General features: G+C 70.2%; 24 protein-coding genes. 13 read left to right on the forward strand and 11 right to left on the reverse strand.

Going from position 1 to position 25,103, the window contains the following annotated elements:
* Positions 1–44: 44 nt before the first annotated feature.
* Complete coding sequence (locus OG966_RS11950) at positions 45–596, forward strand: pyridoxamine 5'-phosphate oxidase family protein (RefSeq protein ID WP_326649534.1); 552 nt, start codon at positions 45–47, stop codon at positions 594–596.
* A 48-nt stretch (positions 597–644) separates the two neighbouring features.
* Complete coding sequence (locus OG966_RS11955; RefSeq protein WP_326649535.1) at positions 645–1,076, forward strand: VOC family protein; 432 nt, start codon at positions 645–647, stop codon at positions 1,074–1,076.
* A 332-nt stretch (positions 1,077–1,408) separates the two neighbouring features.
* On the opposite strand, the gene OG966_RS11960 is transcribed toward OG966_RS11955, so the two are convergent.
* Positions 1,409–2,806: a sporulation protein gene (locus OG966_RS11960; protein ID WP_326649536.1), complete on the reverse strand. Its 1,398-nt coding sequence runs from the start codon at positions 2,804–2,806 to the stop codon at positions 1,409–1,411.
* 338 nt (positions 2,807–3,144) lie between these two features.
* On the opposite strand from OG966_RS11960, the gene OG966_RS11965 reads away from it, so the two are divergent.
* Entirely contained in the window at positions 3,145–4,419 is a 1,275-nt protein-coding gene (locus OG966_RS11965) for a UDP binding domain-containing protein (RefSeq protein WP_326649537.1), read from the forward strand.
* Between the two features lie 385 nt (positions 4,420–4,804).
* On the opposite strand, the gene OG966_RS11970 is transcribed toward OG966_RS11965, so the two are convergent.
* Together OG966_RS11970 and OG966_RS11975 are read right to left on the reverse strand one after the other, a co-directional pair.
* Positions 4,805–6,124, reverse strand: coding sequence for an aldehyde dehydrogenase family protein (locus tag OG966_RS11970; protein ID WP_326649538.1), 1,320 nt, complete (start codon positions 6,122–6,124; stop codon positions 4,805–4,807).
* A gap of 113 nt (positions 6,125–6,237) precedes the next feature.
* Positions 6,238–6,579, reverse strand: a complete 342-nt coding sequence (locus OG966_RS11975; RefSeq protein ID WP_326649540.1) for a hypothetical protein — start codon at positions 6,577–6,579, stop codon at positions 6,238–6,240.
* 351 nt (positions 6,580–6,930) lie between these two features.
* On the opposite strand from OG966_RS11975, the gene OG966_RS11980 reads away from it, so the two are divergent.
* From OG966_RS11980 to OG966_RS11990, 3 genes are all read left to right on the forward strand, one after another.
* Complete coding sequence (locus OG966_RS11980) at positions 6,931–7,500, forward strand: hypothetical protein (RefSeq protein ID WP_326649541.1); 570 nt, start codon at positions 6,931–6,933, stop codon at positions 7,498–7,500.
* Between the two features lie 311 nt (positions 7,501–7,811).
* Positions 7,812–9,173, forward strand: coding sequence for a hypothetical protein (locus OG966_RS11985; RefSeq protein WP_326649543.1), 1,362 nt, complete (start codon positions 7,812–7,814; stop codon positions 9,171–9,173).
* Positions 9,173–9,727 carry an NUDIX hydrolase gene (locus OG966_RS11990; protein WP_326649545.1) on the forward strand — a complete coding sequence of 185 codons (555 nt, stop codon included), beginning with the start codon at positions 9,173–9,175 and terminating at the stop codon, positions 9,725–9,727. Before OG966_RS11985 ends, OG966_RS11990 begins: the two co-directional genes overlap by 1 nt.
* Positions 9,728–10,059: 332 nt before the next feature.
* Here the strand turns inward: OG966_RS11990 and glnA are convergent, their stop codons facing one another.
* Positions 10,060–11,421: a type I glutamate--ammonia ligase gene (gene glnA, locus OG966_RS11995; RefSeq protein WP_326649546.1), complete on the reverse strand. Its 1,362-nt coding sequence runs from the start codon at positions 11,419–11,421 to the stop codon at positions 10,060–10,062.
* A gap of 265 nt (positions 11,422–11,686) precedes the next feature.
* Between glnA and OG966_RS12000 the strand changes: the two genes are divergently transcribed.
* Genes OG966_RS12000 through OG966_RS12010 form a run of 3 tightly spaced genes read left to right on the forward strand, consistent with a single transcriptional unit; the run spans position 11,687 to position 13,412 of the window.
* Positions 11,687–12,043 carry a hypothetical protein gene (locus tag OG966_RS12000; RefSeq protein ID WP_326649547.1) on the forward strand — a complete coding sequence of 119 codons (357 nt, stop codon included), beginning with the start codon at positions 11,687–11,689 and terminating at the stop codon, positions 12,041–12,043.
* 59 nt (positions 12,044–12,102) lie between these two features.
* The gene (locus OG966_RS12005; protein WP_326649549.1) at positions 12,103–12,744 is read left to right on the forward strand and encodes a DUF3105 domain-containing protein; all 642 of its coding nucleotides are present in this window, start codon (positions 12,103–12,105) and stop codon (positions 12,742–12,744) included.
* Positions 12,745–12,749: 5 nt separating this feature from the next.
* Positions 12,750–13,412: a DUF305 domain-containing protein gene (locus tag OG966_RS12010; protein WP_326649550.1), complete on the forward strand. Its 663-nt coding sequence runs from the start codon at positions 12,750–12,752 to the stop codon at positions 13,410–13,412.
* 71 nt (positions 13,413–13,483) lie between these two features.
* Here OG966_RS12010 and OG966_RS12015 read toward each other — a convergent pair whose 3' ends face one another.
* The 3 genes from OG966_RS12015 to OG966_RS12025 all read right to left on the reverse strand — a co-directional run bounded on the left by OG966_RS12015 (position 13,484) and on the right by OG966_RS12025 (position 14,802).
* A complete protein-coding gene (locus tag OG966_RS12015; RefSeq protein ID WP_326649551.1) occupies positions 13,484–13,633 on the reverse strand; it encodes a hypothetical protein in 150 nt (49 codons plus the stop codon).
* Between the two features lie 90 nt (positions 13,634–13,723).
* Complete coding sequence (locus tag OG966_RS12020; RefSeq protein ID WP_326649553.1) at positions 13,724–14,608, reverse strand: alpha/beta fold hydrolase; 885 nt, start codon at positions 14,606–14,608, stop codon at positions 13,724–13,726.
* Positions 14,605–14,802, reverse strand: coding sequence for a hypothetical protein (locus tag OG966_RS12025; protein WP_326649554.1), 198 nt, complete (start codon positions 14,800–14,802; stop codon positions 14,605–14,607). Before OG966_RS12025 ends, OG966_RS12020 begins: the two co-directional genes overlap by 4 nt.
* Positions 14,803–14,898: 96 nt before the next feature.
* Here OG966_RS12025 and OG966_RS12030 point away from each other — a divergent pair, with 96 nt between their 5' ends.
* The 3 genes from OG966_RS12030 (at position 14,899) to OG966_RS12040 (ending at position 18,971) form a co-directional block, all read left to right on the forward strand.
* A complete protein-coding gene (locus OG966_RS12030; RefSeq protein ID WP_326649555.1) occupies positions 14,899–15,342 on the forward strand; it encodes a hypothetical protein in 444 nt (147 codons plus the stop codon).
* 105 nt (positions 15,343–15,447) lie between these two features.
* Entirely contained in the window at positions 15,448–17,052 is a 1,605-nt protein-coding gene (locus tag OG966_RS12035; protein ID WP_326649556.1) for a multicopper oxidase family protein, read from the forward strand.
* Positions 17,053–17,213: 161 nt separating this feature from the next.
* Positions 17,214–18,971 (forward strand): NAD+ synthase, encoded by a 1,758-nt coding sequence (locus tag OG966_RS12040; protein WP_326649557.1) that lies wholly within the window; start codon positions 17,214–17,216, stop codon positions 18,969–18,971.
* On the opposite strand, the gene OG966_RS12045 is transcribed toward OG966_RS12040, so the two are convergent.
* The 4 genes from OG966_RS12045 to OG966_RS12060 all read right to left on the reverse strand — a co-directional run bounded on the left by OG966_RS12045 (position 18,937) and on the right by OG966_RS12060 (position 24,004).
* On the reverse strand, positions 18,937–20,199 hold the full coding sequence (locus tag OG966_RS12045) for an MFS transporter (RefSeq protein WP_326649558.1): 1,263 nt from the start codon (positions 20,197–20,199) through the stop codon (positions 18,937–18,939). The two genes, OG966_RS12040 and OG966_RS12045, sit on opposite strands and share 35 nt — an antisense overlap.
* A 151-nt stretch (positions 20,200–20,350) precedes the next feature.
* A complete protein-coding gene (locus tag OG966_RS12050) occupies positions 20,351–21,373 on the reverse strand; it encodes an endonuclease/exonuclease/phosphatase family protein (protein WP_326649559.1) in 1,023 nt (340 codons plus the stop codon).
* Positions 21,374–21,578: 205 nt separating this feature from the next.
* Positions 21,579–22,205 (reverse strand): TetR/AcrR family transcriptional regulator, encoded by a 627-nt coding sequence (locus tag OG966_RS12055; protein WP_326655166.1) that lies wholly within the window; start codon positions 22,203–22,205, stop codon positions 21,579–21,581.
* A gap of 191 nt (positions 22,206–22,396) precedes the next feature.
* Entirely contained in the window at positions 22,397–24,004 is a 1,608-nt protein-coding gene (locus tag OG966_RS12060) for a DHA2 family efflux MFS transporter permease subunit (protein WP_326649560.1), read from the reverse strand.
* 162 nt (positions 24,005–24,166) lie between these two features.
* On the opposite strand from OG966_RS12060, the gene panB reads away from it, so the two are divergent.
* On the forward strand, positions 24,167–25,027 hold the full coding sequence (panB, locus tag OG966_RS12065) for a 3-methyl-2-oxobutanoate hydroxymethyltransferase (protein WP_326649561.1): 861 nt from the start codon (positions 24,167–24,169) through the stop codon (positions 25,025–25,027).
* Positions 25,028–25,103: the final 76 nt, after the last annotated feature.

The following is a 25,103-nucleotide window of genomic DNA, read 5'->3' on the forward strand; positions in this document are numbered from 1 at the left end:
CGGTCTACACATTCGGTGACCCCCGAATGCGAGAGGACCGCGCCATGCCCGAGAACGACCCTCTGAACAGCCCCGGGAACGCCCCCGACGACGAACCCCAGGCCGAACTGGACGCCCGCTACAGCGACGAGAAGGCCACCACCGCCGACTGGTCCCGGGCGGTCGAGCGCCTGAGCGCCGCCGAGATTTTCTGGCTGTCGACCGTGCGGCCCGACGGCCGTCCGCACGTCACCCCGCTGATCGCCGTGTGGCACGACGGCGGGCTGCATTTCTGCACCGGCGCGGACGAGCGCAAAGCCAAGAACCTCCGCCACAATCAGGAGGTCGTCCTCACCACCGGCGCCAACGTCCTGAGCGAGGGCTACGACCTGGTGGTCGAGGGCCGGGCGGTACGGGTGAGCGACGAGACGCGACTTCGCGCGCTGGCCGCGGTGTATGTCGACAAGTACGGCGAGGACTGGAAGTTCGACGTCCGCGACGGCGCCTTCGTCGGCGACGGCGGCCCGGCGCTGGTGTTCCGGGTCGCGCCGCGCACGGCGTTCGGCTTCAGCAAGGGCGACCCGTTCGGCCAGACCCGCTGGCAGTTCGCCCAGTGAACTCAATCGATCTCCACTCAACCGATCTCGGCGAGGGGAACACCACCGATGGAACTGACGCTTGAAGTGATCATGGTCCCGTCCTCCGATCTCGACCGGTCGAAGACGTTCTACGAGGACGGCTGCGGCTTCAAGGTCGACCTCGACCAGGAGGTGGCCCCCGGTATCCGCATCATCCAGCTGACCCCGCCGGGCTCCCGCTGCTCGATCGCGCTGAGCAGCGGCATGCCCGACCGCCCGGACCAACAGGCCATGACCCCGGGCTCGCTCCAGGGCCTCCAGCTGTGCGTGACGGACATCGCCGCGGCCCACGCGGCGTTGACCGGACGGTCCGTGCCCGTCAGCGCGATCCAGCACGTGGGCCGAGGGGGCTGGGAGGACGGCCCGGGCGAGGAATGGAACTCGTTCATGTTCTTCAAGGACCCGGACGGCAACGGCTGGGTGGTCCAGGAGGCACCGGCACCACTCTCGGAACGCTGACTCGGTCGGCCGGGTCTCCGCGTGCGGCGCAGCCGGGGCAGCATCCCGGTTCAGGAGCGCGGAAGGCGCGGTCGCAGCGGTCGCAGTTCTGGAGCGGGTCGGGGCGGGGTGTGACCGCGACGGCGGGAAGCGGCGGGGGCAGCATCGCCGTCAGTCGGTGGGCGACGAGGGCCGCCGGGTGGTGGATCGGGTCGGCGGGCAGCGCCGCGGTGAGGGTACGGCGCCGGGCTCGATGCCGCGTTCCAGCCAGGCGGACACGGCAGGGGCGAGGCGGCGGACGTCCCGCGCCAGAGCAGGAGCCGGGGGGCGTGGGCGCGCAGGCTGGGCACTGCTCAGGCGGCGACGCCGAGTTCGGAGCGGGTGCGGTGGACGAACTCGCAGACGGCTGGCTCGCGCCGCCAGGGCGCCAGGGCCGCGTTGAACTCGCGGACGTAGTCCTTGGCCCGGCTGGACTGAACGCGGGCGAGGATGTCGACGGAGCGGTTGCCGAGCTCGAGACCGTGGTCGAGGTCGCGGGCCTGCAGATGGGCGGTCCCAACGATCGCGAGCCGCATCCCGACAGAGCGGGTGAACACCCCGGTCGGCATCGCGACGGCCTGCTTGTTCCAGGCGAGGGCAGCCTTGGGGTTCTTCAGGTCGCGGAAGACCTCGGCGGCGTCCGCCGAGAGGCGGGCGTGGTGATAGAAGTCGATCCATCCGGGCTCGTCGCCGCTGTCGGCCTTGGCCCGGACCAGCAGATCCTCGGAGGCCGCCAGGGCCCGGGAGGCGGCCCGGGGGTCGTTCTCGCGGGCGTGAGCGCGGGCCTCGATCAGCTTGGTGAACGCCAGCACCCTCGGCGCCGCCTGCCCCTTGGCGCGTTCGAAGGCTCCCTGGGCCATGTCCACGGCCTCGGAGGAGAAGCCCCGCATCAGGGACTGCATGGCCATCGTGGTCAGGACATAGCAGCCCAGCTGCACATCCCCGCCCGCGCGGGCCAGGCGGAGAGCCTGGATGAAGTGCCGCTGGGCGGCATCGTGCTGCCCGACGTCGAACGCCGTCCACCCGGCAAGCCGCGACAACTCGGCGGTCACGCTGAAGAGTTCACGGCCAACGTCGTCGGAGAAGGTGCCCTGCAGGAGCGGGGCCGCCCGGTGCTCAAGGCAATCGGTGACGGAGCTGGACTTCCAGTTCCCGCCGCCATACTTCGAGTCCCAGTGACGGGCGTGGTCGGCGGCCTCGCGCAGTTCGTCCAGGTCTGAGCGGCCGACTTGCTGGCCGCCCCGGTGGTCGGCGGTCTCGTCGGCGGGGCTGACCAGCCAGCGGGTGACGGGGAGGGTGAACGCGGACACGGCGAAGCCGGACCCGGTCTCCTTGAGGAAGTCGCGGCGGTTCACGGAGCTCCAGAACGAAGTGGCGACGCGGACAGCGTCGGCGGGATCTCGCGAGAAATCCAACCCCACCGAAGCGTCGATTGTCTCCGCCTCGCCCATACCGATTTCCGCGAGATTGACGGGCCGCCCCAGCCGTTCCCCGATCGCCTGGGCCAGCAGCCGGGGCACCGGCGGCTTCGGGATCATCCCGCGCCGGCACCAGTTCGCCACGGACGTATGCGAGTAGTCGGTCTCTGTCCCGGCCTGGTGGGCGAGCTGGTTCACGCGCAGAGCCAGGGACTTGTGGCTTGCGCCAGAGGCTTCGATCAGCCGGGCCAGGTCCGTATTGGGCGGACGGGTCCGACGGACGCTCGATGCCACGACGTCCCCCTTGACCAGTACTGGAGCGATGCGCACGAGGTCGTACTCGACTGGGCACAGAAAGTGGCACGCGGACGAGCTGAGGATTTTCAGTCGTACGCGAACCCCTCGCTGGGCACGAAGAGTCGTACACGCTACGTGTGTTGGGTCACCGAGGGTATTGCCTTCCGGGCTCCCAGTGAACCGCGCACGCGAGTTGTGAGCCCCCCTGCGAGCCCTCCCCGGTCCTGTCCCCGACCGCTGTGATGAAGGCCCAGGCCACCGCCGGAGCTGGACGAGGCTCCTTCCGGCGGTGGCCGCCGACAGGGCACCACCACTCACTCTCGGGGGTGAACCAGATGTGCGGAATCGCAGGACTGGCTGGACCGGACGCTCAGTGGCACCAGACGACGGTGAAGGCCATGGGCACCGCCCAGCACTACCGCGGACCGGACGGCACCACGCACGCCGCGTCCAGCGACGGGCGGGCGGTGCTGGCCATGAACACGCTGCTGATCGTCGACCCGCTCGCCCATCCCGGCCCTTACCTCGACCGCACCACGGGAGTGCTGCTGGCCTTCAACGGCGAGATCTACAACTACCAGCAGCAGGCCGCCGCCTGGGGCATCGAACTCGGCGAGAAAGAGACCGACGCCCACCTGGTCCTCAAGGCATGGACGAAGCTCGGGCCGTCCTGCCTGGACGGGCTGGACGGCATGTTCGCCCTCGCGGTCTACGACCCACGCGGCGGCAAGCTGTTCCTGACCCGCGACCGGCTCGGTGAGAAGCCGCTCTACTGGCGCCTGGACGGCGGCCGGCTCACGTTCGCCTCCGAGGTCACCACCCTGACCGGATACGGCCAGGCGCCACTGATCGTCCGCCCGGAGATGCTGGCGATCGAGACCCCCGTCGGCGTCGACACCCCGTTCCAGGGCATCCAGCTGCTGGCCCCCGCCACCCTGCTGACCTTCGACGTCGTGACAGGCTCGCTCGACCAGCACACCTGGTGGCAGCTGGAGAACCGGCTGCCGTTCGCCGGCGAGGTCCTCGGGCACGACCCCCGGATCGGCCGGCGTGGCATGCGCCCCGGCCTCGGGTTCGGCGGCGGCTGCCTGCCCAAGGACATCCGCGGTTTCATCGCCCAGGCCGTGGCCCTCGGCGCCGAAGCAGCCACCGGCATCCTCCGCGAAGCCGACGCGGTCAACACCCGCCGCCGCGAGGCCATGATTGACCTCGCCCGCGAACAGCTCGGCGGCGACCTCATGGGCAAGCGGATCACCGTCTGGGGCGCCGCCTTCAAACCCAACACCGACGACATCCGCGACTCGCCCGCCCTCGCCGTCGCCCAGAAACTCCACGAACTCGGCGCCACCGTCACCGTCACCGACCCCAAGGCCTTGGACAACGCCCGCAAACTCCATCCCGAACTCGACTACGTCGAGGACCCGATCGCCGCCGTCCAGGACGCCGACCTGCTGCTGCACCTGACCGAATGGGCAGAGTTCGGTCACATCGACCCGCACCGCCTCGCCCACCGCCCGACTCAGCCCCTGGTCATCGACGGCCGCGGCGCCCTCAACCCCGACACCTGGCGCCAGGCCGGTTGGACCTACCGGGCCCTCGGCCGCCCCTGATCCCAAGGCCCACAACGCCGACAGCTGGGACATCAAACACAGCCAGCTCGTCATCGGCGACTACAACGGCGACGGACTCGACGACATCGGCGCCATGTACCACCAGCCTGACGGCGCCGTGAAGATGTGGACCCGGACCGCGCGGGCAGAGGACGCCAAATTCAACGGGGCGCTGGCCAGTTGGTCCTACACGGCACCCCAGTGGGTCTACGCATCAACCCGTTTCTTCAAGCCTTACAACTAGCGACACCCCACACCGCTCCCGGCAGCCGGCCAGCTGCCGGGAGCGACCTCGTTCAGCTGCACCTCACGCCTAACCCATTCATCGCTGCGCCCCCGCGACTGGCGCGGGCAGCGGCCGAACTCCGGTCAGGCTCCGGGCGATTCAGCCGAGCGGCATGTCCAGCACGGCCTTTCGGTGGCTGAAGGTCTCCAGGGAGTAGCGGCCGTGGTAGTTGCCCATGCCGCTCTCGCCGACACCTCCGAAGGGCAGATCGGACACCGTGAGATGCGCCAGCGGGAGGCCGAACCCGACGCCGCCCGAGGAGGTCTCCGCCAGCAGCCGGTCGCGGGTCGTGGTTGATTCCGTGAACGCGTACAGCGCCAACGGCTTGTCCCGCTCGTTGATGAACGCGATGGCCTCGTCGAGGCCGGCGACCTCCACGATCGGCAGGATCGGGCCGAAGATCTCCTCGGACATGACCGGGGAGTCCGGCGCCACTCCCGCCAGTACGGTCGGGGCGAAGTAGCGGATCGCGCGGTCGTGCTCGCCCCCGACGACCGGACGGCCCGAGCCGAGGAGGCCGGTCAGCCGGTCGAAGTGCCGTTCGTTGACGATCCGGCCGTATTCGGGCGAGGCGGCCGGATCGTCGCCGTACGCCTGCTGCACCGCCGTCTCCAGGGCGTCCTCGAGCTTGCTCGCGGTCACCGGGTCGGTGAGCACATAGTCCGGGGCTACGCAGGTCTGCCCCACGTTGAGGAACTTCGTGGCCACGAGCCGGGACGCCACCGTCTGCAGGTCCGTTCCCTGGTCGACGAACGCGGGCGACTTCCCGCCGAGTTCCAGAGTCACCGGGGTGAGGTGCTCGGCGGCCGCGCGCATCACGATGCGGCCCACGGTTCCGTTGCCGGTGTAGAAGATGTGGTCGAAGTGCTGCTCCAGCAGGGCGGTGGTCTCCGGGACGGCACCTTCCACCACGGCCAGCGCATCGGTGTCGACGAACTGCGGCAGCAGCTCGCCGAGGACCCGGGAGGTGGCCGGAGCCAGCTCGCTCGGCTTGGCGACGACGCAGTTGCCCGCGGCGAGCGCTCCGACCACCGGCGCGAGCAGCAGGTGCGCCGGATAGTTCCACGGCGCGATGACCAGTACGACACCCAACGGGTCACGCACCGTCCACGCGGTCGCCGTACGGAGACGTTCGGGAACCTCGGCGGGCTCGGGCCGCAGCCACTCCTCCAGGTGTTCCAGGGTGTTGTCGATCTCGCCCAAGGTGGAGCCGATCTCGGTACGGAACACCTCGCGCTCACTCTTGCCGAGGTCCGCACGGAGCGCGGCGACGAACTCCTGACTGCGCTCGGTCAGCATGGTCCGCAGGCCGGTCAGCTGCTCCCTGCGCCAGGAGAGCGGCCTGGTACGCCCGCTGCGGAAGGTGGCACGCAGCCGGGCGACGACATCGGCGGGCTGTTCAGCGTTTGAGTGCACCATGGCTCCTCGATACGGATGTAGGTGTATCTACCAGCAATGCGGCACGGGCCCGCACTTCCCTCGTCGCCGTGTTTCGGCAGCTCTCGCCGACTCGGCACCCGTGGCGTCGCGCCTCAGTGGACAAGGGAGTAGCTCCGCCACGGCTTGGCCACGGGGGCGATGTTGTCGGACAACGTGGTCGCCACATACGTCGACGTACCGCCGGAGCAGTTCCCGCCCGGATAAAGGATCATGTCCACCATGGTGTTGTTGATGACCCTGACCGCACCGGCGGGCCCCAGCCGGTGGCAACCCGTGACCAGGGGATTCGACACCGTCACAAGGGCGTCCTTCTCCGTGCTGTAGGAGATGGTGCCCACCGCGTTGCGGCCGAGGGCGGAGCAGCCCGTGACCGCGACAGTCAGGAGCACGGCCCCGGCGGCGACGCCGAGACGCCGGTGATCGGTCACGGACATGGGCGGTCCTCGTCTGTGCGGGAGAGTCCTGATGGAGCCACCCTGCCGGTTTCCGGGCCGGGCGGCATCCGGTGAGCCGCCGGCCGGGCTACGACGCCACCGAGGCCGCGGCACGGGCCGCCGCCGGGACAGCTGAGCGATGTGCCGCGCCGCCGCGGCCGGAACACCGGAGCGCCACGCCAACACAAGGCCATATTCCAGCCCGTTGGGTGATCAATAGTATGAGTGGCGTCTTCTGGACATCCACATAGAAAACGGTTGTCCGCCACTCCGGTCCCCCGAGAGACTCATTGGCATGCCCGCCGCAAGAGCGCGGGCATGCAGCTCGACAACCAGTAGGGGGAGTCACACATGGCGTTACGCAAGCTGACCACACCGGTGGTCGCGGTGATGACACTGATCGCCGCAGCAATGATCGGACTCACGGGTACGGCCTCCGCCGCAAGCGGTAACAGCCACCAGGAATTCGCAGCCCAGGCGAAGCATGCGGGGCTGACCGGCGCCCAGGCGAAACAACTCCAGACCACGGTGGACGGCTACCTCACCACGGCGGGCGGCAAGCAGGTCGCCGCCAACAAGATCGAACTGGCGGGCAGGGGCGAGATCGTCGTCGCCGTCCCCGGAGAGCGCTACGCCCGCGACCTGTCCGGCGCGGCGGGCCCGAAGGCAGCCTGTCCGTACGAGAACTTCTGCATGTGGACCGGTACCAGCTTCACCGGCACCCAGTTCAACCTGTGGAAGTGCCAGACGTACGACCTTTCGAACTGGAACGGCCCCGGATCCTGGAGCAACAACCAGACCCCGGGCACCAGGGCCAGGTTCCTGGACCGCGGCTACAACACCATCTACACCACGCCCGGCGCGTACGCCAACAACGGCAACTACAACTGGGCCCCGGTCTGGCACGTCACCCCGTGCTAGAGGTCCGGTGATCCGGCCCCGGGCCGCGCGGCACACAGCCGCCGGCCCGGGGCCGGCTGCCCCGCTCGAGAGGGTGCCGCAGTCACCCGGTCCCGGTCCCGGTCCCGACGATCACCATGTGCCGGCCGCTGCGATCGAGCCCCGGGCACAACTCGGCGCCGTGGCCGGGATTCGCACGCGGCTTGATCGGCGAGGCGCTCGTGGCCGTCTGGGGACCGACCGCCTACGTATCAAGATCCACGCTCTCTCTTGTCCCGCCCACGGGCACATGCTGGACTGGCCCCGTACGGGGCCAAGGAAGGGGCGGGCACATGACTGCGGTGCTCAGCACGGGGTGGGACAGCGTGCGGCAGCGGGCCACGCTCAGCACCCACGCAGCCGGGGCCGCCACCCCGGTGGAGCGGCTGACCGCGCTCGGGCGGGCAGAGTTACTCGGGCGGCTGCGCTGGGAGGTCATCCAGGGCGGCTCCCTGTTCCTGTCCTATCCGCAACTGCTCGACGGCGCCGCCTTCGCCGTGCTCCGGCCCGCCGCACTCCTCGACGAGTTGGCGATCCGGACGATCGGTGGTGGCGCGATGCTGCCGATCCGGGTGAACTCCCAGGGCGCGGACCTGGCCGGGCAGCTGATCGCGATGCTCTCGAGCGGTTTCCTCTTCTCTTCCCTCCCGATCCCCGACGAACAATGCCTGGAACTCCAGCGGGAGTTGGCCGCCCGCGCGGACGGCGAGGCTGCGGTCGCGGCCCTCGCCGCAGAGGGGCCGGTCGTCATGGCGGACAGGCTGCTGGCAGCGACCGGTGTCCTCGACCCTCCGCTGCGGCGGCGCACAGTCGCCCGTTGGGGTGACTGGCTGGAGGCCGCCGAGCGCGGCCTCCTGGAGGTCAGCCCCCTGGTACCGGCCGACTTCGAGACCGCGTACGCGGTGCGGCCCCCGCCGCGGCCTGAGGACGTGGCCGGCGACCAGGGCCGGGCGGTGCTCGCCGCCTGGACCGGCGGGGACTTCGACGTACGCGGCCGGCCCAACCGTAGCCGCCTGTACGAGAGCCTTGCCCCCCTGCTGCGCTCCGCCGACCCCGCGGCGCGGGCGGACGCGCAGACGCTGCGCGAGTCCTTCGACGAGACGTACTACCGAGCCATCGCCGCGGGCGAGGGCTGCCTGCTCGGGCTGGCCGCACCCCGGCGCGGCGTCCGCCGCCGGGAGGCAGCGGTGCAGGCGGAGCGGACACCGGTCGTGACCTACCCGACCTGGTTCGAGCTGCGGCTCGGCCTGATGAGCGGGGAGCAGTGGCGGCGTTTCACCGACGACGCTGCCGACGCTCTCGCCAACTGGTGGCAGCGCCACGACCTCGCCGCGCTGCAGGAGGTGGGCGACCTGCTCGGGGGTCGTACGAAGGAGCCACCGGCCGGTGGCGTGGACGCGGTGCCGGTCACCCGGATCCAGCGGGTCGTACGGGCCGCGCGCGGGATCACCGCCCAGATGGCCGCGGGCGGCGGACTGAGCCTGGCCGCCGATATGTTCGGGGAGGGGGCGCCTGCGGCACTCGCGGCCGGCGCGGGCGGGGCGCTGGCGCCGGTCGTCGTCGCGGCCGTGGCCGCCGGGCTGCCCCGCCTGACCGACTACCGGGGGCGGTATGACGTGATGGAGCTCCCCGAGGCGCTGACAAGGAGGGTCTGATGGACACCCAGGCGCCGCGCACGCACACCCGCAAGGCCTACACCGACGCTGATGGCGGGCGGTGGTGCGAGGTGTACCTCGACACCTACCGCTTGCCGTCCGGCACCGAGGCCGTCCGGCACCGCATCCGCGTCGGCGGCAGCCGTCCGGGAGTCGTGGTGCTGGCCCGACGAGGTGACGACGTACTGATGGTCCGCCAGTGGCGACCCGCCATCGGCCGGTGGGCCTGGGAACTGCCGCGCGGCTTCGGCGAGACCGATCCCGTCTCGGACGCGCTGCGCGAACTGGTCGAGGAAGCGGGACTGGCGGCGTCCGCAGCGGCTGTAGTGGCGTACCTGGACGTCGACTCCGGCATGCTGGAGAGCGAGGTTGCCGTCGTCGAGGTCACTGTTCCTGCCGACGCCCCGCTGCACCCCGACGCGGCCGGCGGCGGCGAGGTCGCCGACGCGCGGTGGTGGAGCCCGGACGACATCGCGAAGGCGATCCGCGCGGGAGAGCTGCGGGACGGCTTCACGCTCGCCGCGTTCGGCGCGTTCAGCGCGACCCGGGGCTAGGAACGTGTCCGGCGGACCTCGATGGGGAGCCCCCACGAGCCACCGGCACCCGACGCCCTGCGCCCTGCGTCCCCGACACGGGAGAGGGCTGCGGCCCGCGCCGGGGAGAGATCTTTTCGGCGTGCCGGACGAGGCAGTGGGCCATGCCTCGGGATGGCTCCGCATCGCCCGCGTTTTTTCACATCGTGCTGGTATCCACACGTGCTGGGCCGTGCTCTCACGCGTCCTACGGCCCACGGACGGCCCAGAGCGAATGAGACGGCTCCGGGCCGGCGGCGGTACGCCTCCGGCCCGGATCGTTGCTCTGTCGGCTGAGCGCCGCTGACCTGCGGCTACAGCACCGGCAGGTTCTTGCGCAGCTCGAAGGCCGTGACCTCGGAGCGGTACTCCTCCCACTCCTGCTTCTTGTTGCGCAGGAAGAAGTCGAAAACATGCTCGCCCAGCGTCTCGGCGACCAGCTCGCTGCGCTCCATCAGCGTGATCGCCTCGCCGAGGTTCTGCGGCAGCGGCTCGATGCCCATCGCCCGGCGCTCCGCGTCGGAGAGCGCCCACACGTCGTCGTCCGCGCCGGCCGGGAGTTCGTAGCCCTCCTCGATGCCCTTGAGGCCCGCAGCCAGCAGGACCGCGTACGTCAGATAGGGGTTCGCGCCCGAGTCGATCGAGCGGACCTCCACCCGGGCCGAGCCGGTCTTGCCCGGCTTGTACATCGGGACGCGGATCAGCGCCGAGCGGTTGTTGTGGCCCCAGCAGATGTACGAAGGGGCCTCGCCGCCCGCGCCGGCGCTGCGGGCCGAGCCGCCCCAGATGCGCTTGTAGGAATTCACCCACTGGTTGGTCACGGCCGAGATCTCCGCCGCGTGCTTGAGCAGGCCCGCGATGAAGGAGCGGCCGACCTTGGAGAGCTGGTACTCCGAGCCGGACTCGTAGAAAGCGTTCCGGTCGCCCTCGAAGAGCGAGAGGTGGGTGTGCATGCCCGAGCCCGGGTACTCGCTGAACGGCTTCGGCATGAAGGTCGCCTGCACGCCCTGCTCCAGCGCGACCTGCTTCATGACCAGGCGGAAGGTCATGATGTTGTCCGCGGTGGACAGCGCGTCCGCGTACCGCAGGTCGATCTCCTGCTGGCCCGGCGCGCCCTCGTGGTGGCTGAACTCCACCGAGATGCCCATGGACTCGAGCATGGTGATCGCCTGCCGGCGGAAGTCCATGCCCACGTTCTGCGGGGTGTGGTCGAAGTAGCCGGAGTTGTCGGCGGGGGTGGGGCGGGTGCCGTCGAGCGGCTTGTTCTTCAGCAGGAAGAACTCGATCTCCGGGTGGGTGTAGAAGGTGAAGCCCAGGTCGGAGGTCTTGGCGAGGATGCGTTTCAGTACGTAGCGGGGGTCGGCGAAGGACGGGGAGCCGTCCGGCATCAGGATGTCGCAGAACATCCGCGCCGTGCCGGGGGCCTCGGCGCGCCACGGCAGGATCTGGAAGGTGCTCGGATCCGGCTTGGCGATCATGTCGGACTCGTAGACCCGCGCGAAACCCTCGATCGCGGAGCCGTCGAAGCCGATGCCCTCGTCAAAGGCCTGCTCGAGCTCGGCGGGAGCCACCGCGACCGACTTCAGGAAGCCGAGCACATCGGTGAACCACAGGCGCACGAAGCGAATGTCGCGCTCCTCGAGCGTACGGAGCACGAATTCCTGCTGCTTATCCATTTTCACCCATCCTTGCTGGTCAAGCCGCCTGCTCCGCACGAGCATGCCATCGAAGAGTTTCAGGCGCGTTGCGGACCCGTCCACTGGCAGCGCGCCGATGCCCGCTGTACCGACTGAGCCCATTGTGGGTCCGAGCCCATTGTGGGTCAGGACGTGGCCACCGACGACCCTGAGATTCCCTTCGCTCCTTCCCGGCGGGTGGGGATGGCTGTTTACCAGCCCCGTATGAGGTGCGGAGCGCCGCTGCCCACTACCATCTGCGGCCATGGGGGGTTCACGGCTCAACCACATCGCGCGCACCGCGCGTCCCATGGCACTGCTGAGTGCCGTGACGACGCTCCTCGGCGCGCTCTTCATCTGTCTGAGCCCGTCGGCACCCCACCACAACAATGCCCTGCCGGCCGTCCCGACCGCGTACACCTGCCCGTACGACGACGGCGCCTGCGGTCTGCTGCCGCTGGCCGGCCCGGCCGTGCTCACCGCGCCGCCGCCGGCCGCCCCGCTCGAGGCCGGCGCGCAGCCCCCGCATCTCGACCTGCCGGCTCCCACCGGCCGGCTGCCCCGGTCCGGGGCGCTCCCGCGCGCCCCGGACCTTCACGTCCTTCAAGTGCTGCGGACGTAACAGGCCCCGCCGCCCCCAGCCCCTTGATCACCGCAGACTTCACGAAGGACGACACCACCATGGCTTCCCGCAACAGCGACCGCCGGACCCGGATAGAAGAGATGCGCCGCGCCGAGCAGGCCCGCGAGCGCCGTAACCGCATCATCACGATCAGCGTCAGCGCTGTCGTCGTCGCCGGTCTCGTCGGCTTCGGCGTCTTCGCGCTCAACAAGGAGTCGGACAAGAAGGAGCAGAAGGTCGCCGAGGCCAAGTCTCCGATCACCGGTGAGAAGTCCTGGGACGCCAAGAAGCTCGGCCGCACCCATGTCACCAAGACGGTCACCTACCCGATGAAGCCGCCGGTCGGCGGCGACCACAACCAGGTGTGGATGAACTGCAACGGTGACGTCTACAAGGAGGCGATCCCGGACATGAACGCCGTGCACTCGCTGGAGCACGGCGCGGTCTGGGTGACGTACAACGACAAGGCTCCCGCGGCCGATGTGACCAAGCTCGGCGAGAAGGTCAAGAAGACCCCTTACACGCTGATGAGCCCGGTCAAGGACCAGTCCGGTGCGATCATGCTCAGCGCCTGGGGCAAGCAGGTCACCGTGGACAGCGCCGACGACCCGCGCGTGAACAAGTTCTTCACCAAGTACGTCCAGGGCGCGCAGACGCCCGAGCCGGGCGCGGCGTGCACCAACGGTCTGGGCGCCAAGTGACCCGCATGACCCGTACGCACTGGGCGGCCATCACGGCGGTCGTGCTCGCGCTGCTCTTCGCGGGGGCCGCCACGGTGGCCTCCGCGGGCGGCAGCGGCAATGACGGCGCCAACTTGCGTACACCGGCGGCGACTTCTGCGGACGCCGGATTCGCGCGCGATATGTCGGTCCATCATCAGCAGGCGGTGGAGATGTCCTTCATCGTCCGGGACCGTACGAAGGACGACGAGGTGCGCCGCCTCGCGTACGACATCGCCAACACCCAGGCCAACCAGCGGGGGATGATGCTGGGCTGGCTGGATCTGTGGGGACTGCCGAAGGTCTCCACGGACAGCGAGCCGATGGCGTGGATGATGCCGGACATGAAGGGCGCTCACGCCACGCACTCCGGACATCAGGCCAAGGACGGCTCGCTGATGCCGGGCATGGCGACCAACACGGACCTGGGGCGGCTCGGCAGGGCCGGCGGCAAGCAGGCCGAGATCGAGTATCTCCAGCTGATGATCATCCACCACAACGGCGGCATCTCGATGGCCGAGGGCTGCGTGAAGCTCTGCACCGTGGATACGGAGCGGAATCTCGCCCAGGGAATGGTGGACGCCCAGCGCTCGGAGGTCGGACTGATGGTCGATCTGCTGCACAAGCGGGGTGCCGAAGTCCGTACCTGAGGGTCCGGGCCGAGACCTGAGGGCCCGGAGCCAGACCTGAGTGCCCGGGCAGTGCGCTCGGCAGGCCGTGCTCAGCCGTCCGTCCCGGGCAGCCGCCGGGCGATCCGGGGCGGACGGACGGCATCGGGCGCGGTGACGGCCTCGACGGGGATCTCGAAGACCGCCTCGGCCGCGCCGGCGGACACCAACTGGTCGGGATCCCGGCCGCGCTGTGTGCCCACATGGATGTGGCGTTATACGCCGCAGGCACTGCCGGGCAGCTCATGGCCCTCAATACGCAGGGTCGGCCGTGCCCTGCCTGAGGTCCCATTTCACCCGTTCGACCTGCAGAGGTCGCGTACACGCGGACCGTAACCGTCCAGTACGGCCCGGGCCACCGCGTCCGGGCGGTCCAGCATCATCAGATGGCCCGCCGGTCCGACCGCCTCGAAGCGGGCACCGAGCCGCTGGGCCAGTGCGCGCTGCCGCTCCACCCAGCGCGCCCCACCGGCCGTCGCGTTGTCCGTCGCGGCGAGGACGGTGACCGGGACGTCCGGCAGGGCGTGGCGCCCGCGCAGGGCGAGGAGTTCGGCGGCCACGGCTCGGTAGTGCGTGTTCTCCAGCAGAGCGCCTTGCAGCACCCGGGAGGTGGCGTAGCAGCGGCGTACGAGAGCGGCGGGGGCCGGGTCGCCACCGCCGGTGCGGGAGAGGCGGACCGTGGCGCGGCGGGTCAGCGGTCCGAGGGCCGCGGGCACTCCGGCGGCGCTGAGCACGGTGCCGAGCGTACGGGCTGCGGCGGTGCGCAGCGCGGGCGCGGCCGGCACGCGCGCGTCCTCCTCGACACTGGAGTCGACGAGGACAACGGCCGCGGTACGGGCGGGGTGGAGGCGGGCAAAAGCCTCGGCGTGGAACCCTGCGATCGAGTGCCCCACGACCGTGGCGGGTCCGTCCTGACCGGGCCCGTCCAGGACGAGCGCGTCAAGGATGCCCGCGATGCGATGAGCCTCACCGGCGGCGGACGGCGGCACGGCGGCCGGGCCGCTCAGCCCGTGTCCGGGCCGGTCGAAACGGACGACGGTGCGGTGCGGTGCGAGCAGCGGCACGACCGGGTCCCAGTCGAACCAGCTCATCGCGAGACCCGCGCTCAGTACGCAGACCGGGCCGCTGCCTTCGACGACCACATGGTGCGGCACGCCTCCCACCTGTACAAAGGTCACCGTCGCTCCTTCGCCCCCTCCCGCGCCAGGGACAGCGCGGGCACCGATGGCCAGCCTGCCACGAAGAGCATGTGGAGCCGTTGCCAGGCCCCGGTGGACCCGGCCCCCTTGGCCCCCATGGAGGGCGGCGACGGCGGCCGGGTCCGGACGGTGGTGAGCGCTCCCGCCAGGACGACCAGGACACTAATGGACATAACCACCGGAATATTTCCGGACATTATGGGCTAATAGTCGAGGGGGAGAGGGCGGGTCGCATGTTGACGTATACCGGGTGGGGGTAGGGTGCGGCCATGGCGATCGGTCGGCGTGGGCGGTTCGGACAGCTACTGCTGTTCGTGGCGCTGCTGTTCGGAATCGCCACGATGCACACCGTGGGACGCCCGATGCCGGGGCAGGACGGCGGTGCGCGGGAGCACACGGTCGCCACCTCGGCGGTGGGGTACACCGCCTCGTCCCCGGCGGTGGGCGTGACGCCCGCCGGGCGCCACCAGACCGCCGGTCCCGTGGCCCTGCCGAATGCCGGACCGGCATTCCCGGGCATAGGCGTGGATCTGATGACCCTGTGCCTCGCCGTGCTGGACACCTTCACCCTCGTCCTGCTGACCGCGGGGCTGTTGCGGACCGACCGCGTCGCTCTGCTCGCTGCATGGCACGCCCGGATACTGCGTGCGCTGTGGCCCAACCCGCCTCCCCGCAAGACCCTCCTCGCCAGGCTGTCGGTGCTGCGGATCTAGAAGTCCGCCCGGCTGCCTGGGAACCTCCGCGCTCCGAGCGGTGTACCAGAAGCAGCAGACGCGACCATCTGCCACATCACCACACACCACGAGGTGCACTCAGTCATGCGCGCTCACCAAACTCGCCGTGCCGTGCTCGGCGCAGCAATCGCCGCCGCCGGTGCGGGAGTTCTGGCCGCCTGCTCCGACTCGTCGGGCACCGGCCACGGACCGATGAACCACGGGGGCAGCGCTCCGACGCCGACGCGGCAGGGCTATGTCGCCCCCGAAGCCCCGGAGGGCTATGTCACCGCCAATGGCGCGGAGGTCCTCAGTCGGGAGAAGGAACGAGGCTCCGGGGCCGTCCGCACCTTCAAGCTGACCGCCACGGCCACCCGGCTGGAGCTGGGCGGTGGCCGGACGGTCAGGTCGTGGGCGTACGGGGACCGGCTGCCGGGCAAGGAGGTGCGTGTCACGGCCGGCGAGACCCTCTCACTCTCCCTCGCCAACAACCTGCCGCAGGACACCTCGCTGCACTGTCACGGCATCTCGATGCGCAATGACATGGACGGGGTGCCGGGTGTGACACAGCAGCCGATCCGCCCCGGTGCGGAGTTCACGTACCGCTTCGTGGTCGCCCACCCGGGGACGTACTGGTTCCATCCGCACTCGGGTGTGCAGCTGGACCGCGGTATGTACGCCCCGCTGATCGTGGAGGACCCGAAGGAGCCGCTGTCGTACGACAAGGAGTGGGTCGTCCTCCTGGACGACTGGGTGGACGGGGTCGACGGCTCCACACCGGACGCGGTCCTGGCGGAGCTGAACCACGGCAGGGCCGGGCACTCGGGCGCGGACATGCCGTCCATGGTGTCCCCGACCGGGAAGGCGCAAGGCCCGTCGCGGGTCAGGAAAGGCACCAGCCGGCTGCTCGGCGGCGAGGCGGGCGATGTCGCCTACCCGCACTACCTGATCAACGGGCGTACGGCGGACGACCCTGCACAGTTCACCGCCAGGCCCGGCGACCGCATCCGGCTGCGCATCATCAACGCCGGCGGTGAGACGGCCTTCCGGGTGGCGCTCGGCGGCCACACGCTGACGGTCACCCACACCGACGGCTTCCCCGTCCAGCCCACCAGGACCGAAGCCCTGCTGGTGGGCATGGGCGAGCGGTACGACGTGCTGGTCACCGCCAAGGACGGGGTCTTTCCGCTCACCGCCCTCGCCGAAGGCAAGAAGGCCTCGTCGATGGCCGTCCTGCGCACCGGCGGCGGGGCGCGCCCCGCGCCGTCCGTGCGTCCGGCGGAGCTCGACGGGGTGGTGCTGAAGTCGGCCGCTGACCTCGAACCCGCCGAGTCGGTGGCACTGCCCCGGCGCAAGCCGGACCGCATCATGCGGATCAAGCTGACCGGAGGCATGGAGAAGTACGACTGGGCCTTCGACGACAAGCCCTACTCCCCGGACCGGCTCTATGCGGTTCGATCCGGCGAGCGGGTCCGCATGGTGTTCATCAACGCCACGGACATGTGGCATCCCATCCATCTGCACGGCCACACCTTCGCCCTGGCGGGCATCAACGGTGCCGGCGCCCGCAAGGACACGGCGGCGGTTCTGCCGCACCGCAAAGTGACCGTGGACTTCGACGCCGACAATCCGGGCCTGTGGATGCTGCACTGCCACAACATCTACCACTCGGAGTCCGGGATGATGACGACCGTCGCCTACCGCGCGTAGCCCTGGAGCGAGGGGCGGGTCCTTCCCCGGGCCCCCTCCCCGACCCCCTCCCCGGGGGACCGGGCGCGCCCGGTCCCCCCGGGCACCCTCGCAGCGGGGCGTGGGGTGGCAATCACCACACGACAGGACATCGCGTCAGAAAGACGATTACACTGGTCCGCGTGCCTCAACTACGCCTCGCTCTGAATCAGATCGACTCGACCGTCGGTGATCTCGCCGGCAATGCCGAGGCGGTCGTGCACTGGACCCGGCACTCCGCCGAGCAGGGGGCGCATCTCGTCGCCTTCCCCGAGATGGTGCTGACCGGCTATCCCGTCGAGGACCTGGCCCTGCGGTCGTCCTTCGTCGAAGCGTCCCGAGCCGCCCTTCGCGCGCTCGCCGCACGCCTGGACGACGAAGGCTTCGGTGAGCTGCCGGTCATCCTCGGCTACCTCGACCGTTCCGAGCGGGCCCAGCCCCGCTACGGCCAGCCCGCCGGGTCACCGCAGAACGCGGCCGCCGTGCTGCACCGCGGTGAGGTCGTGCTCAGCTTCGCCAAGCACCATCTGCCCAACTACGGCGTCTTCGACGAGTTCCGCTACTTCGTGCCCGGCGACACCATGCCGGTGATCCGCGTGCACGGCATCGATGTGGCGCTCGCGATCTGCGAGGACCTCTGGCAGGACGGCGGCCGCGTCCCTGCCACCCGGTCCGCCGGGGCCGGGCTGCTGATCTCCGTCAACGCCTCACCGTACGAGCAGAACAAGGACGACACCCGGCTCGAGCTGGTGCGCAAGCGCGCCCAGGAGGCCGGCTGCACCACCGCGTATCTCGCCATGATCGGCGGGCAGGACGAGCTGGTCTTCGACGGCGACTCGATCGTCGTCGACGCGGACGGCGAAGTCGTCGCCCGCGCCCCGCAGTTCGCGGAGGGCAGCGTAGTCCTCGATCTGGAGCTGCCCGCCGCCGGTGCCATACCTGCGGGCGTGGTCGACGACGGGCTGCGGATCGAGCATGTCGTGCTCTCCGAGGAGCCGCTGCCTGCGTACGAGGCGGAGCTCGCCGGCGGTTACGCCGACCGGCTCGACGACGACGAGGAGGTGTACTCCGCGCTGGTCGTCGGCCTGCGCGCGTACACGGCCAAGAACGGCTTCCGGTCGGTACTGATCGGGCTGTCCGGCGGTATCGACTCGGCGCTGGTGGCGGCGATCGCCTGCGACGCGCTCGGCGCGCAGAACGTCTACGGCATCTCCATGCCCTCGAAGTACTCGTCCGACCACTCCAAGGGCGACGCGGCCGAGCTGGCCCGCCGCACCGGGCTCAACTTCCGCACCGTACCGATCGAGCCGATGTTCGACGCGTACATGGGCGCGCTCCATCTGACCGGTCTCGCCGAGGAGAACCTCCAGTCGCGGCTGCGGGGCACGATGCTGATGGCCGTCTCCAACCAGGAGGGCCACATCGTGCTCGCACCGGGCAACAAGTCCGAGCTGGCGGTCGGCTATTCGACGCTGTACGGCGATTCGGTCGGCGCGTACGGGCCGATCAAGGACGTCTACAAGACGACGGTCTTCCGGCTCGCGAAGTGGCGGAACCGGGCGGCGCAGGAGCGCGGCCAGACCCCGCCGATCCCGGAGGCCTCCATCACCAAGCCGCCGAGCGCGGAGCTGCGCCCCGGCCAGGTCGACACCGACTCCCTGCCGGACTACGACGTACTGGACCGGATCCTGGAGCTGTACGTCGACCGGGACCAGGGCAAGGACGCGATCGTCGCGGCCGGCTTCGACGAGGAGCTGGTGGCGAAGACGCTGCGGATGGTGGACACGGCGGAGTACAAGCGGCGCCAGTACCCGCCGGGCACCAAGATCTCGGCGAAGGGCTTCGGCAAGGACCGGCGGCTGCCGATCACGAACCGCTGGCGGGAGACGACGAGCGGCTGAGTTCCGGCTCCGCGGTACGGGGGCTTCCTGCGGCGATCACGCGGGAGGCCCCCTCTGTCGTGGCCCGGCCGCCCCGGCCACCCCGGCCGCCCCGGTCGAGAAGGCCCGCCGTCACAGCGATCGCCAGACCGGCGGCGGCGAGTACCGCGCCGACGACGGCCGGTGAGGTCCAGCCCCAGCCCGCCGCGATGGCCGCGCCGCCGAGCCAGGCGCCGCCCGCGTTGGCCAGGTTGAACGCCGAGTGGTTGGAGGCGGAGGCGAGCGTCGGCGCGTCCTGCGCCTTCTTCATGACCAGCATCTGCAGCGGTGTGGTGGTCATGAAGCCGACCGCGCCCAGCACCACCACCGTGACCAGGGCAGCCCACTGGATGTGCATGGTGAAGCGGAAGGCAACCAGCACGAGCGCGAGGGCGGTCAGCGAGCCGTACAGCGTGGGACGCAGCGCCCGGTCGGTCAGCGGTCCCGCGGCCAGCGCGCCGAGCGTCATGCCGATGCCGAAGAGAGCGAGCACCAGCGTCACCGAGGACTCGCCGAAGCCCATCACCTCGGTCGTCATCGAGGCGAGGTAGGAGTACACCGCGAACACGCCGGCGAAGCCGAAGACCGCGGTGAGCAGTCCGAGCAGCACCTGCCGGTTGCCCAGTGCGCGCAGCTCGCGGCCCACGCTCTGGTGCGCGTCGACGGGTACGTACGGAACGAGGCGGGCGAGCGCGGCCATCGCGACCAGGCCGATCACGGTGACGACCAGGAAGGTGGCGCGCCAGCCGAGATTCTGGCCGAGCAGGGTGGCCGCGGGTACGCCGACGATATTGGCGACCGTGAGGCCGAGGAACATCGTTGCCACGGCCCGCGCCTGCCGCCCGTCCGCGACGAGCCGCGCGGCGACGACCGCGCCGACGCCGAAGAACGCGCCGTGCGGCAGCCCGGCGAGCACGCGACCGGCGATCAGCCAGCCGAAGCCGGGCGCGAGCGCCGAGGCGAGGTTGCCGACGACGAAGAGCGCCATCAGCAGCAGGAGCATCCGCTTGCGCGGGATGCGGGAGCCGAGGGCGGTGAGCAGCGGTGCGCCGATGACGACGCCGATCGCGTACGCGGAAACGAGGTAACCCGCCGTGGGGACGGTGGTGTTGAGGTCGTCCGCGACATTGGGCAGCAGGCCCATCATCACGAACTCGGTGGTGCCGATACCGAAGGCGGATACGGCGAGCGCGAGCAGCGCGAGCGGCATGGAGTGCCCTTCCGAGGTTAGTTCTCCTTCGAAACAAATGCTCGCACGCCGATTGTTCCCACGGATGAACAGGTGGTTGCCGTCACATAGCCGGGGGCCGCGCCCCCGGACCCCCGCGCCAGGAAGCCGGTGAGCCCGGAATTCGGGGCGGTCACATCTTGATGCGCGCCGCGATCGGCAAGTGGTCGCTGTCGGTTCGCGGCAGGGTCCAGGAGGAGACCGGCTCGATGCCCTTCACCATGATCTGGTCAATGCGCGCCATCGGGAACGCCGCGGGCCAGCTGAAGCCGAAGCCATTGCCCGCGGCGCCCTGGGTGGAGCGCATCTGGGAGGTGACGGCGTTCAGCGAGCGGTCGTTCATCGTGCCGTTGAGGTCACCGAGCAGCACGACCTTGCTGTGCTGCTCGTGGGCGATCGCCTCGCCGAGCGCGTCCGCGCTGTTGTCCCGCTGGTTGGCGGTGAAGCCGGAGTTGAGCTTGACGCGTACGGACGGCATATGGGCCACGTACACCTCTACCTCACCTACGGGCGTCGTCACCGTGGAGCGCATGGCGCGGGTCCAGCCCAGCCGGATGTTCACGGGCTGGGTGTCGCTCATCGGGTACTTGCTCCACAGCCCGACCGTGCCCTGTACCGAGTGGTACTTGTACGTCCCGGCCAAGGCCTCTTCATACGTGGAGACCTGACCTGCCGGCAGTTCCTGCAGCGCGAGTACGTCCGCGCCCGAGGCCGCGACATCCTTGGCCGTGCCCTGGGGGTCCGGGTTGTCGGCGTTGACGTTGTGCGTGGCGACGGTCAGATCGCCGCCGCCGCCCGACTTGTCGGTGTGCAGCCCGCCGAAGAGATTGAGCCAGATGACGGCCGGCACCAGCAGCGCGATCAGCGCGGTGGCCGAGCGCCGCATCAGCGCCACGACGAGGATGACGGGGATGAAGATCCCCAGCCACGGCAGAAACGTCTCGGTGAGGCTGCCCAGGTTGCCGATCCGGTTCGGGATCTGCGCGTGCAGGCTCATCAGCAGGGCGAGCAGTACGGCGACGGCCGCGAGGGCGATACCGCGCCGCCAGATGCCGGGATCGCCGCGCCAGCGGTCGAGCAGGCTCCGGACCCGGGATCCGGTAGGCCGGTTCGCCGGGCCGCCGTTCCCGGTTTCCGTCATTTCCGCCTGCGCCATGGAGCCGTCCTCACTGCCTTGCCGTCACGCCGCCCTCGCCGTTGACCCTAGGCGATGACGGGCGTTTTCCTGCCGTCGCCGGACGGCCGTCCTGCCTCGATGACGACAGGGCGGCACGCGGGGTTCCGGCTCACGGGCCAGGCAGGGACGCTGTGACAGAACACGCACACTTCCCACCGCGGGGAAAAGAGCGCGGAAGGGCTGTTCAGAGGGGCGGGCGCACACCGTCCAGCACGGCGTCGACGATCCGCTCCGCGGCCCCCTCGCCGGGCGTTCCGTCCGGCCGCAGCACGGTCCGTACCAGCATCGGGCCGACGAAGAGATCGCCGAGCAGATCGAAGTCGATGTCGGCCCGGATTTCGCCGTTCGCGATCCCGCGCCGCAGCACTTCGTCCATCCGCTGCCGACGCGGGAGTACCGAAGTGCGGTGGTACATGTCCCACAGTTTGGGATAACTCTGCATCTGCGCGAAGACGTTGTGCAGCAGGGCCGAGGAGCGTTTGGCGAGCCCGCGCTGCCGCAGCATCTCGAGCATCGCGACGAGATCGTCGCGGACCGAGGTGCCGGGCAGCGGCGGGTCCACCGGTTCCATCGAGCGGACGACATCGACAAAGAGGGCCTCCTTGCCCTCCCAGCGGCGGTAGATGGTGGCCTTGCCGACTCCGGCGGTGCGGGCTATGCGCTCGATGGAGAGTTCCGAGAGGGGTACGCCCTCTTCGAGGAGGCGCACGACGGCCTCGACGATCGAGCGCTCGGCGGCCTCGCTGCGGGGCCGTCCGCGCCGCCCCGCGGCGGAGGATGCGGCGGAGCCGGTTGACCCGGGCCCGGACAGGGCGGCGGACGCCGCGCCGGAGACGCCCGGCACCGGGGCCACCCCGGAAGCCGAAGCCGCCGCGGCCCGCCCCGCGCCGCGGGGCGGGCTCTCGCGGCGGGCGGCGGGACCGGCATTGCGGCCGCGGTTGTCCTGATGGTCGCTCACCGGCACGTCCGGTCCGCCTCTCGTCATCGTCATCGTCCGTCTCGTCATCGTCCGCTGACGGGCAGCGCCCGCCCCGGAGCGCCTTCGGGGCTCTCCCGTTCAGGCTCGGGTTCTCCGTCCGGCAGGAAGACCGCCACCACCAGCGCGCCGATCAGCGCCACACCCGTCGAGACCAGCGCCGTCAGATGCATCGCGTGCAGGAACGCCTCGTTCGCCGGGACGATCAGCGCCTTTCCGGCCGGGCCGAGTCTCTCCGCTGCCGCGAGCGTCGCCTCGATCGATTCGGCCGCGGCATGGCGGGCACTGCCCGGGACTGCCGAGAGGTGCCCCTCGATCGCCCCCCGGTACTGCGTGGACAGCAGCGAACCGAGCACCGCGACACCCAGTGCCCCACCGACCTGGCGGAAGGTGTTGCTGACCGCCGAGCCGGACCCCGCCTTCTCGCGGGGCAGCGACTGCATCACCGAGACCGTCACAGGCGGCGTGATGAGCGCCATCGCCGTGCCCTGCACCAGGAGGACCGCTTCGATCCCCCACAGCGGGGTCGAGGCATCGAACATCACGAAAGCGCCCAGCACCGTGGCGACCAGCAGCATGCCGACCGTGCACACCTTCCGCGCCCCGAACCGGCCGACGATCAGCCGTGCGCGCAGCGCTACGACCATCTGCGCCACGGCCATCGGCAGAATGAGCAGGCCCGCTTCCAGCGGGCCGTAGCCGCGCACGCTCTGCAGATAGAACGCGGAGAAGAAGGTCACACCCGTCAGCGCGAAGAAGACCAGCGCGATCGCGGTGACCGCCGCCGCGAAGGCCGGCCTCTTGAAGTACGTGATGTCGATGGCCGGATGGTCGCTGCGCCACTCGTGGAGTACGAAGCAGACGAGTACCACCAGACCGCCCAGCATCGGCAGCAGCACGGACGGCGCCGAGAAGTCCGCCAGCTCGCCGCCGCGGATGATTCCGTACACCAGCAGGATCAGCCCGATGACGGACAGCACTACGCCGAGCGGGTCCATACGCCCGGGGTTCGGGTCTCGGGAGTCCGGCAGGAGCAGCGTCATCGCGATCAGCGCGACGACCACGACCGGCACGTTGATCAGGAAGATCGAGCCCCACCAGAAGTGCTCGATGAGCAGCCCGCCGGTGATCGGGCCGATGGCCATGCCGACGCCGACGCTGCCCGCCCAGATGCCGATGGCCCTGGGCTGCTCGTGGCGCTCGAACACGTCCATCACCACGGCGAGGGTCGCCGGCATCACGAAGGCCCCGCCGAAGCCCATCACCGCGCGGTACGCGATGAGCTCGTCGGGCGAGCCGGAGAACGCCGCGAAGGCCGAGCCGATGCCGAAGACGGCGACGCCGAAGAGCAGCACCTTCTTGCGGCCGATGCGGTCGCCGAGGAGACCCGCGGTGAAGAGAAGTCCGGCGAAGACGAGCGTGTAGGAGTTGATCGCCCACTCCAGCTGGCTCTGGGTGGCGCCGATGCCGGTGGGCGCGGGGCCGGCGATCGTCTTGACGGCCACATTCAGGATCGAGTTGTCCAGCACGACGATGAGCAGGCTGAACATCAGGACCGTGAGGATCGCCCATCGGCGCCGGTGGACGGCCTCGGGTATGCGGGGTACGGCAGGTGCGGCGGACGCTGTCGACATGTACCTCAGCCTGAACCTTTTCCGATACGAGACCGTCTCGTATAGGAAACACAGTACCGAACGGACGGGTCCTCTTCCGCCGGAGCGGCACGAGGTGCCACCATGTAGGGGATCCGGGGACGCCGTCAGGGCGCCTCGAGATGACGAAGGAGCCGTTGAGCCATGACGCTTCAGGCTGCCCCGAAGCCCTCCGACAGCAGCAAGGCGCTGTACGGCGGCAAGGGCACTCGCCGTATCACCGTCCACGACATCGCCGCCGCCAAGGAGCGCGGTGAGAAGTGGCCCATGCTCACCGCCTACGACGCGATGATCGCGTCCGTCTTCGACGAGGCCGGTATCCCGGTCGTGCTCGTCGGCGATTCCATGGGCAACTGCCATCTCGGCTACGAGACCACCGTGCCTGTCACGATGGACGAGATGACCCTCCTGTCCGCCGCCGTCGTACGGGGCACCAAGCGCGCCCTCGTCGTCGGCGACCTCCCGTTCGGCTCGTACCAGGAAGGGCCCGTCCAGGCCCTGCGCAACGCCACCCGGCTGGTCAAGGACGCGGGCGTCGGCGCGGTCAAGCTCGAGGGCGGCGAACGCTCACTCGGCCAGACCGAGCTGCTGGTGCAGGCCGGTATCCCGGTCATGTCGCACCTCGGCCTGACTCCGCAGTCCGTCAACACCATGGGCTACCGGGTGCAGGGTCGCGCCGACGAGGATGCGCACCGGCTGCTCCGTGACGCCAAGGCGGCACAGGACGCGGGCGCCTTCGCGGTCGTCCTGGAACTCGTACCGGCCGAGCTGGCCGCCGAGGTCACCCGCAGTCTGCACATCCCGACCATCGGCATCGGCGCGGGACCCGACACGGACGCCCAGGTCCTCGTCTGGACCGACATGGCCGGCCTTACGGGCGGGAAGGTGCCGCGTTTCACCAAGCAGTACGCCGACCTCCGCCGGACGCTCGGCGACGCCGCCCGCGAGTTCGCCGAGGATGTCGCCGGCGGGGCGTTCCCGCAGGAGGAGCACACCTTCCACTGACCACCTCCGGTACAGACGACAGCCCGCCGATCATCCCCCGTCGGCGGGCTGTCGGCATGAGTCCCCCAGCGCCCCC

This window comes from Streptomyces sp. NBC_01750, assembly GCF_035918095.1.
Classification (GTDB): Bacteria; Actinomycetota; Actinomycetes; order Streptomycetales; family Streptomycetaceae; genus Streptomyces.

Excerpts from the sequence above, each read along its gene's own strand:
- OG966_RS11970 (WP_326649538.1), bottom strand. The coding sequence starts at position 6,124 with ATGGTGCACTCAAACGCTGAACAGCCCGCCGATGTCGTCGCCCGGCTG.
- OG966_RS12030 (WP_326649555.1), top strand. The coding sequence starts at position 14,899 with ATGGCGATCGGTCGGCGTGGGCGGTTCGGACAGCTACTGCTGTTCGTG.
- OG966_RS12005 (WP_326649549.1), top strand. The coding sequence starts at position 12,103 with ATGGCTTCCCGCAACAGCGACCGCCGGACCCGGATAGAAGAGATGCGC.
- OG966_RS12035 (WP_326649556.1), top strand. The coding sequence starts at position 15,448 with ATGCGCGCTCACCAAACTCGCCGTGCCGTGCTCGGCGCAGCAATCGCC.
- OG966_RS11980 (WP_326649541.1), top strand. The coding sequence starts at position 6,931 with ATGGCGTTACGCAAGCTGACCACACCGGTGGTCGCGGTGATGACACTG.
- panB (WP_326649561.1), top strand. The coding sequence starts at position 24,167 with ATGACGCTTCAGGCTGCCCCGAAGCCCTCCGACAGCAGCAAGGCGCTG.
- OG966_RS11975 (WP_326649540.1), bottom strand. The coding sequence starts at position 6,579 with ATGTCCGTGACCGATCACCGGCGTCTCGGCGTCGCCGCCGGGGCCGTG.
- OG966_RS12060 (WP_326649560.1), bottom strand. The coding sequence starts at position 24,004 with ATGTCGACAGCGTCCGCCGCACCTGCCGTACCCCGCATACCCGAGGCC.
- OG966_RS12025 (WP_326649554.1), bottom strand. The coding sequence starts at position 14,802 with ATGTCCATTAGTGTCCTGGTCGTCCTGGCGGGAGCGCTCACCACCGTC.
- OG966_RS11950 (WP_326649534.1), top strand. The coding sequence starts at position 45 with ATGCCCGAGAACGACCCTCTGAACAGCCCCGGGAACGCCCCCGACGAC.
- OG966_RS12050 (WP_326649559.1), bottom strand. The coding sequence starts at position 21,373 with ATGGCGCAGGCGGAAATGACGGAAACCGGGAACGGCGGCCCGGCGAAC.
- OG966_RS11990 (WP_326649545.1), top strand. The coding sequence starts at position 9,173 with ATGGACACCCAGGCGCCGCGCACGCACACCCGCAAGGCCTACACCGAC.
- OG966_RS12045 (WP_326649558.1), bottom strand. The coding sequence starts at position 20,199 with ATGCCGCTCGCGCTGCTCGCGCTCGCCGTATCCGCCTTCGGTATCGGC.
- OG966_RS11965 (WP_326649537.1), top strand. The coding sequence starts at position 3,145 with ATGTGCGGAATCGCAGGACTGGCTGGACCGGACGCTCAGTGGCACCAG.
- OG966_RS11985 (WP_326649543.1), top strand. The coding sequence starts at position 7,812 with ATGACTGCGGTGCTCAGCACGGGGTGGGACAGCGTGCGGCAGCGGGCC.
- OG966_RS12010 (WP_326649550.1), top strand. The coding sequence starts at position 12,750 with ATGACCCGTACGCACTGGGCGGCCATCACGGCGGTCGTGCTCGCGCTG.
- glnA (WP_326649546.1), bottom strand. The coding sequence starts at position 11,421 with ATGGATAAGCAGCAGGAATTCGTGCTCCGTACGCTCGAGGAGCGCGAC.
- OG966_RS11955 (WP_326649535.1), top strand. The coding sequence starts at position 645 with ATGGAACTGACGCTTGAAGTGATCATGGTCCCGTCCTCCGATCTCGAC.
- OG966_RS12000 (WP_326649547.1), top strand. The coding sequence starts at position 11,687 with ATGGGGGGTTCACGGCTCAACCACATCGCGCGCACCGCGCGTCCCATG.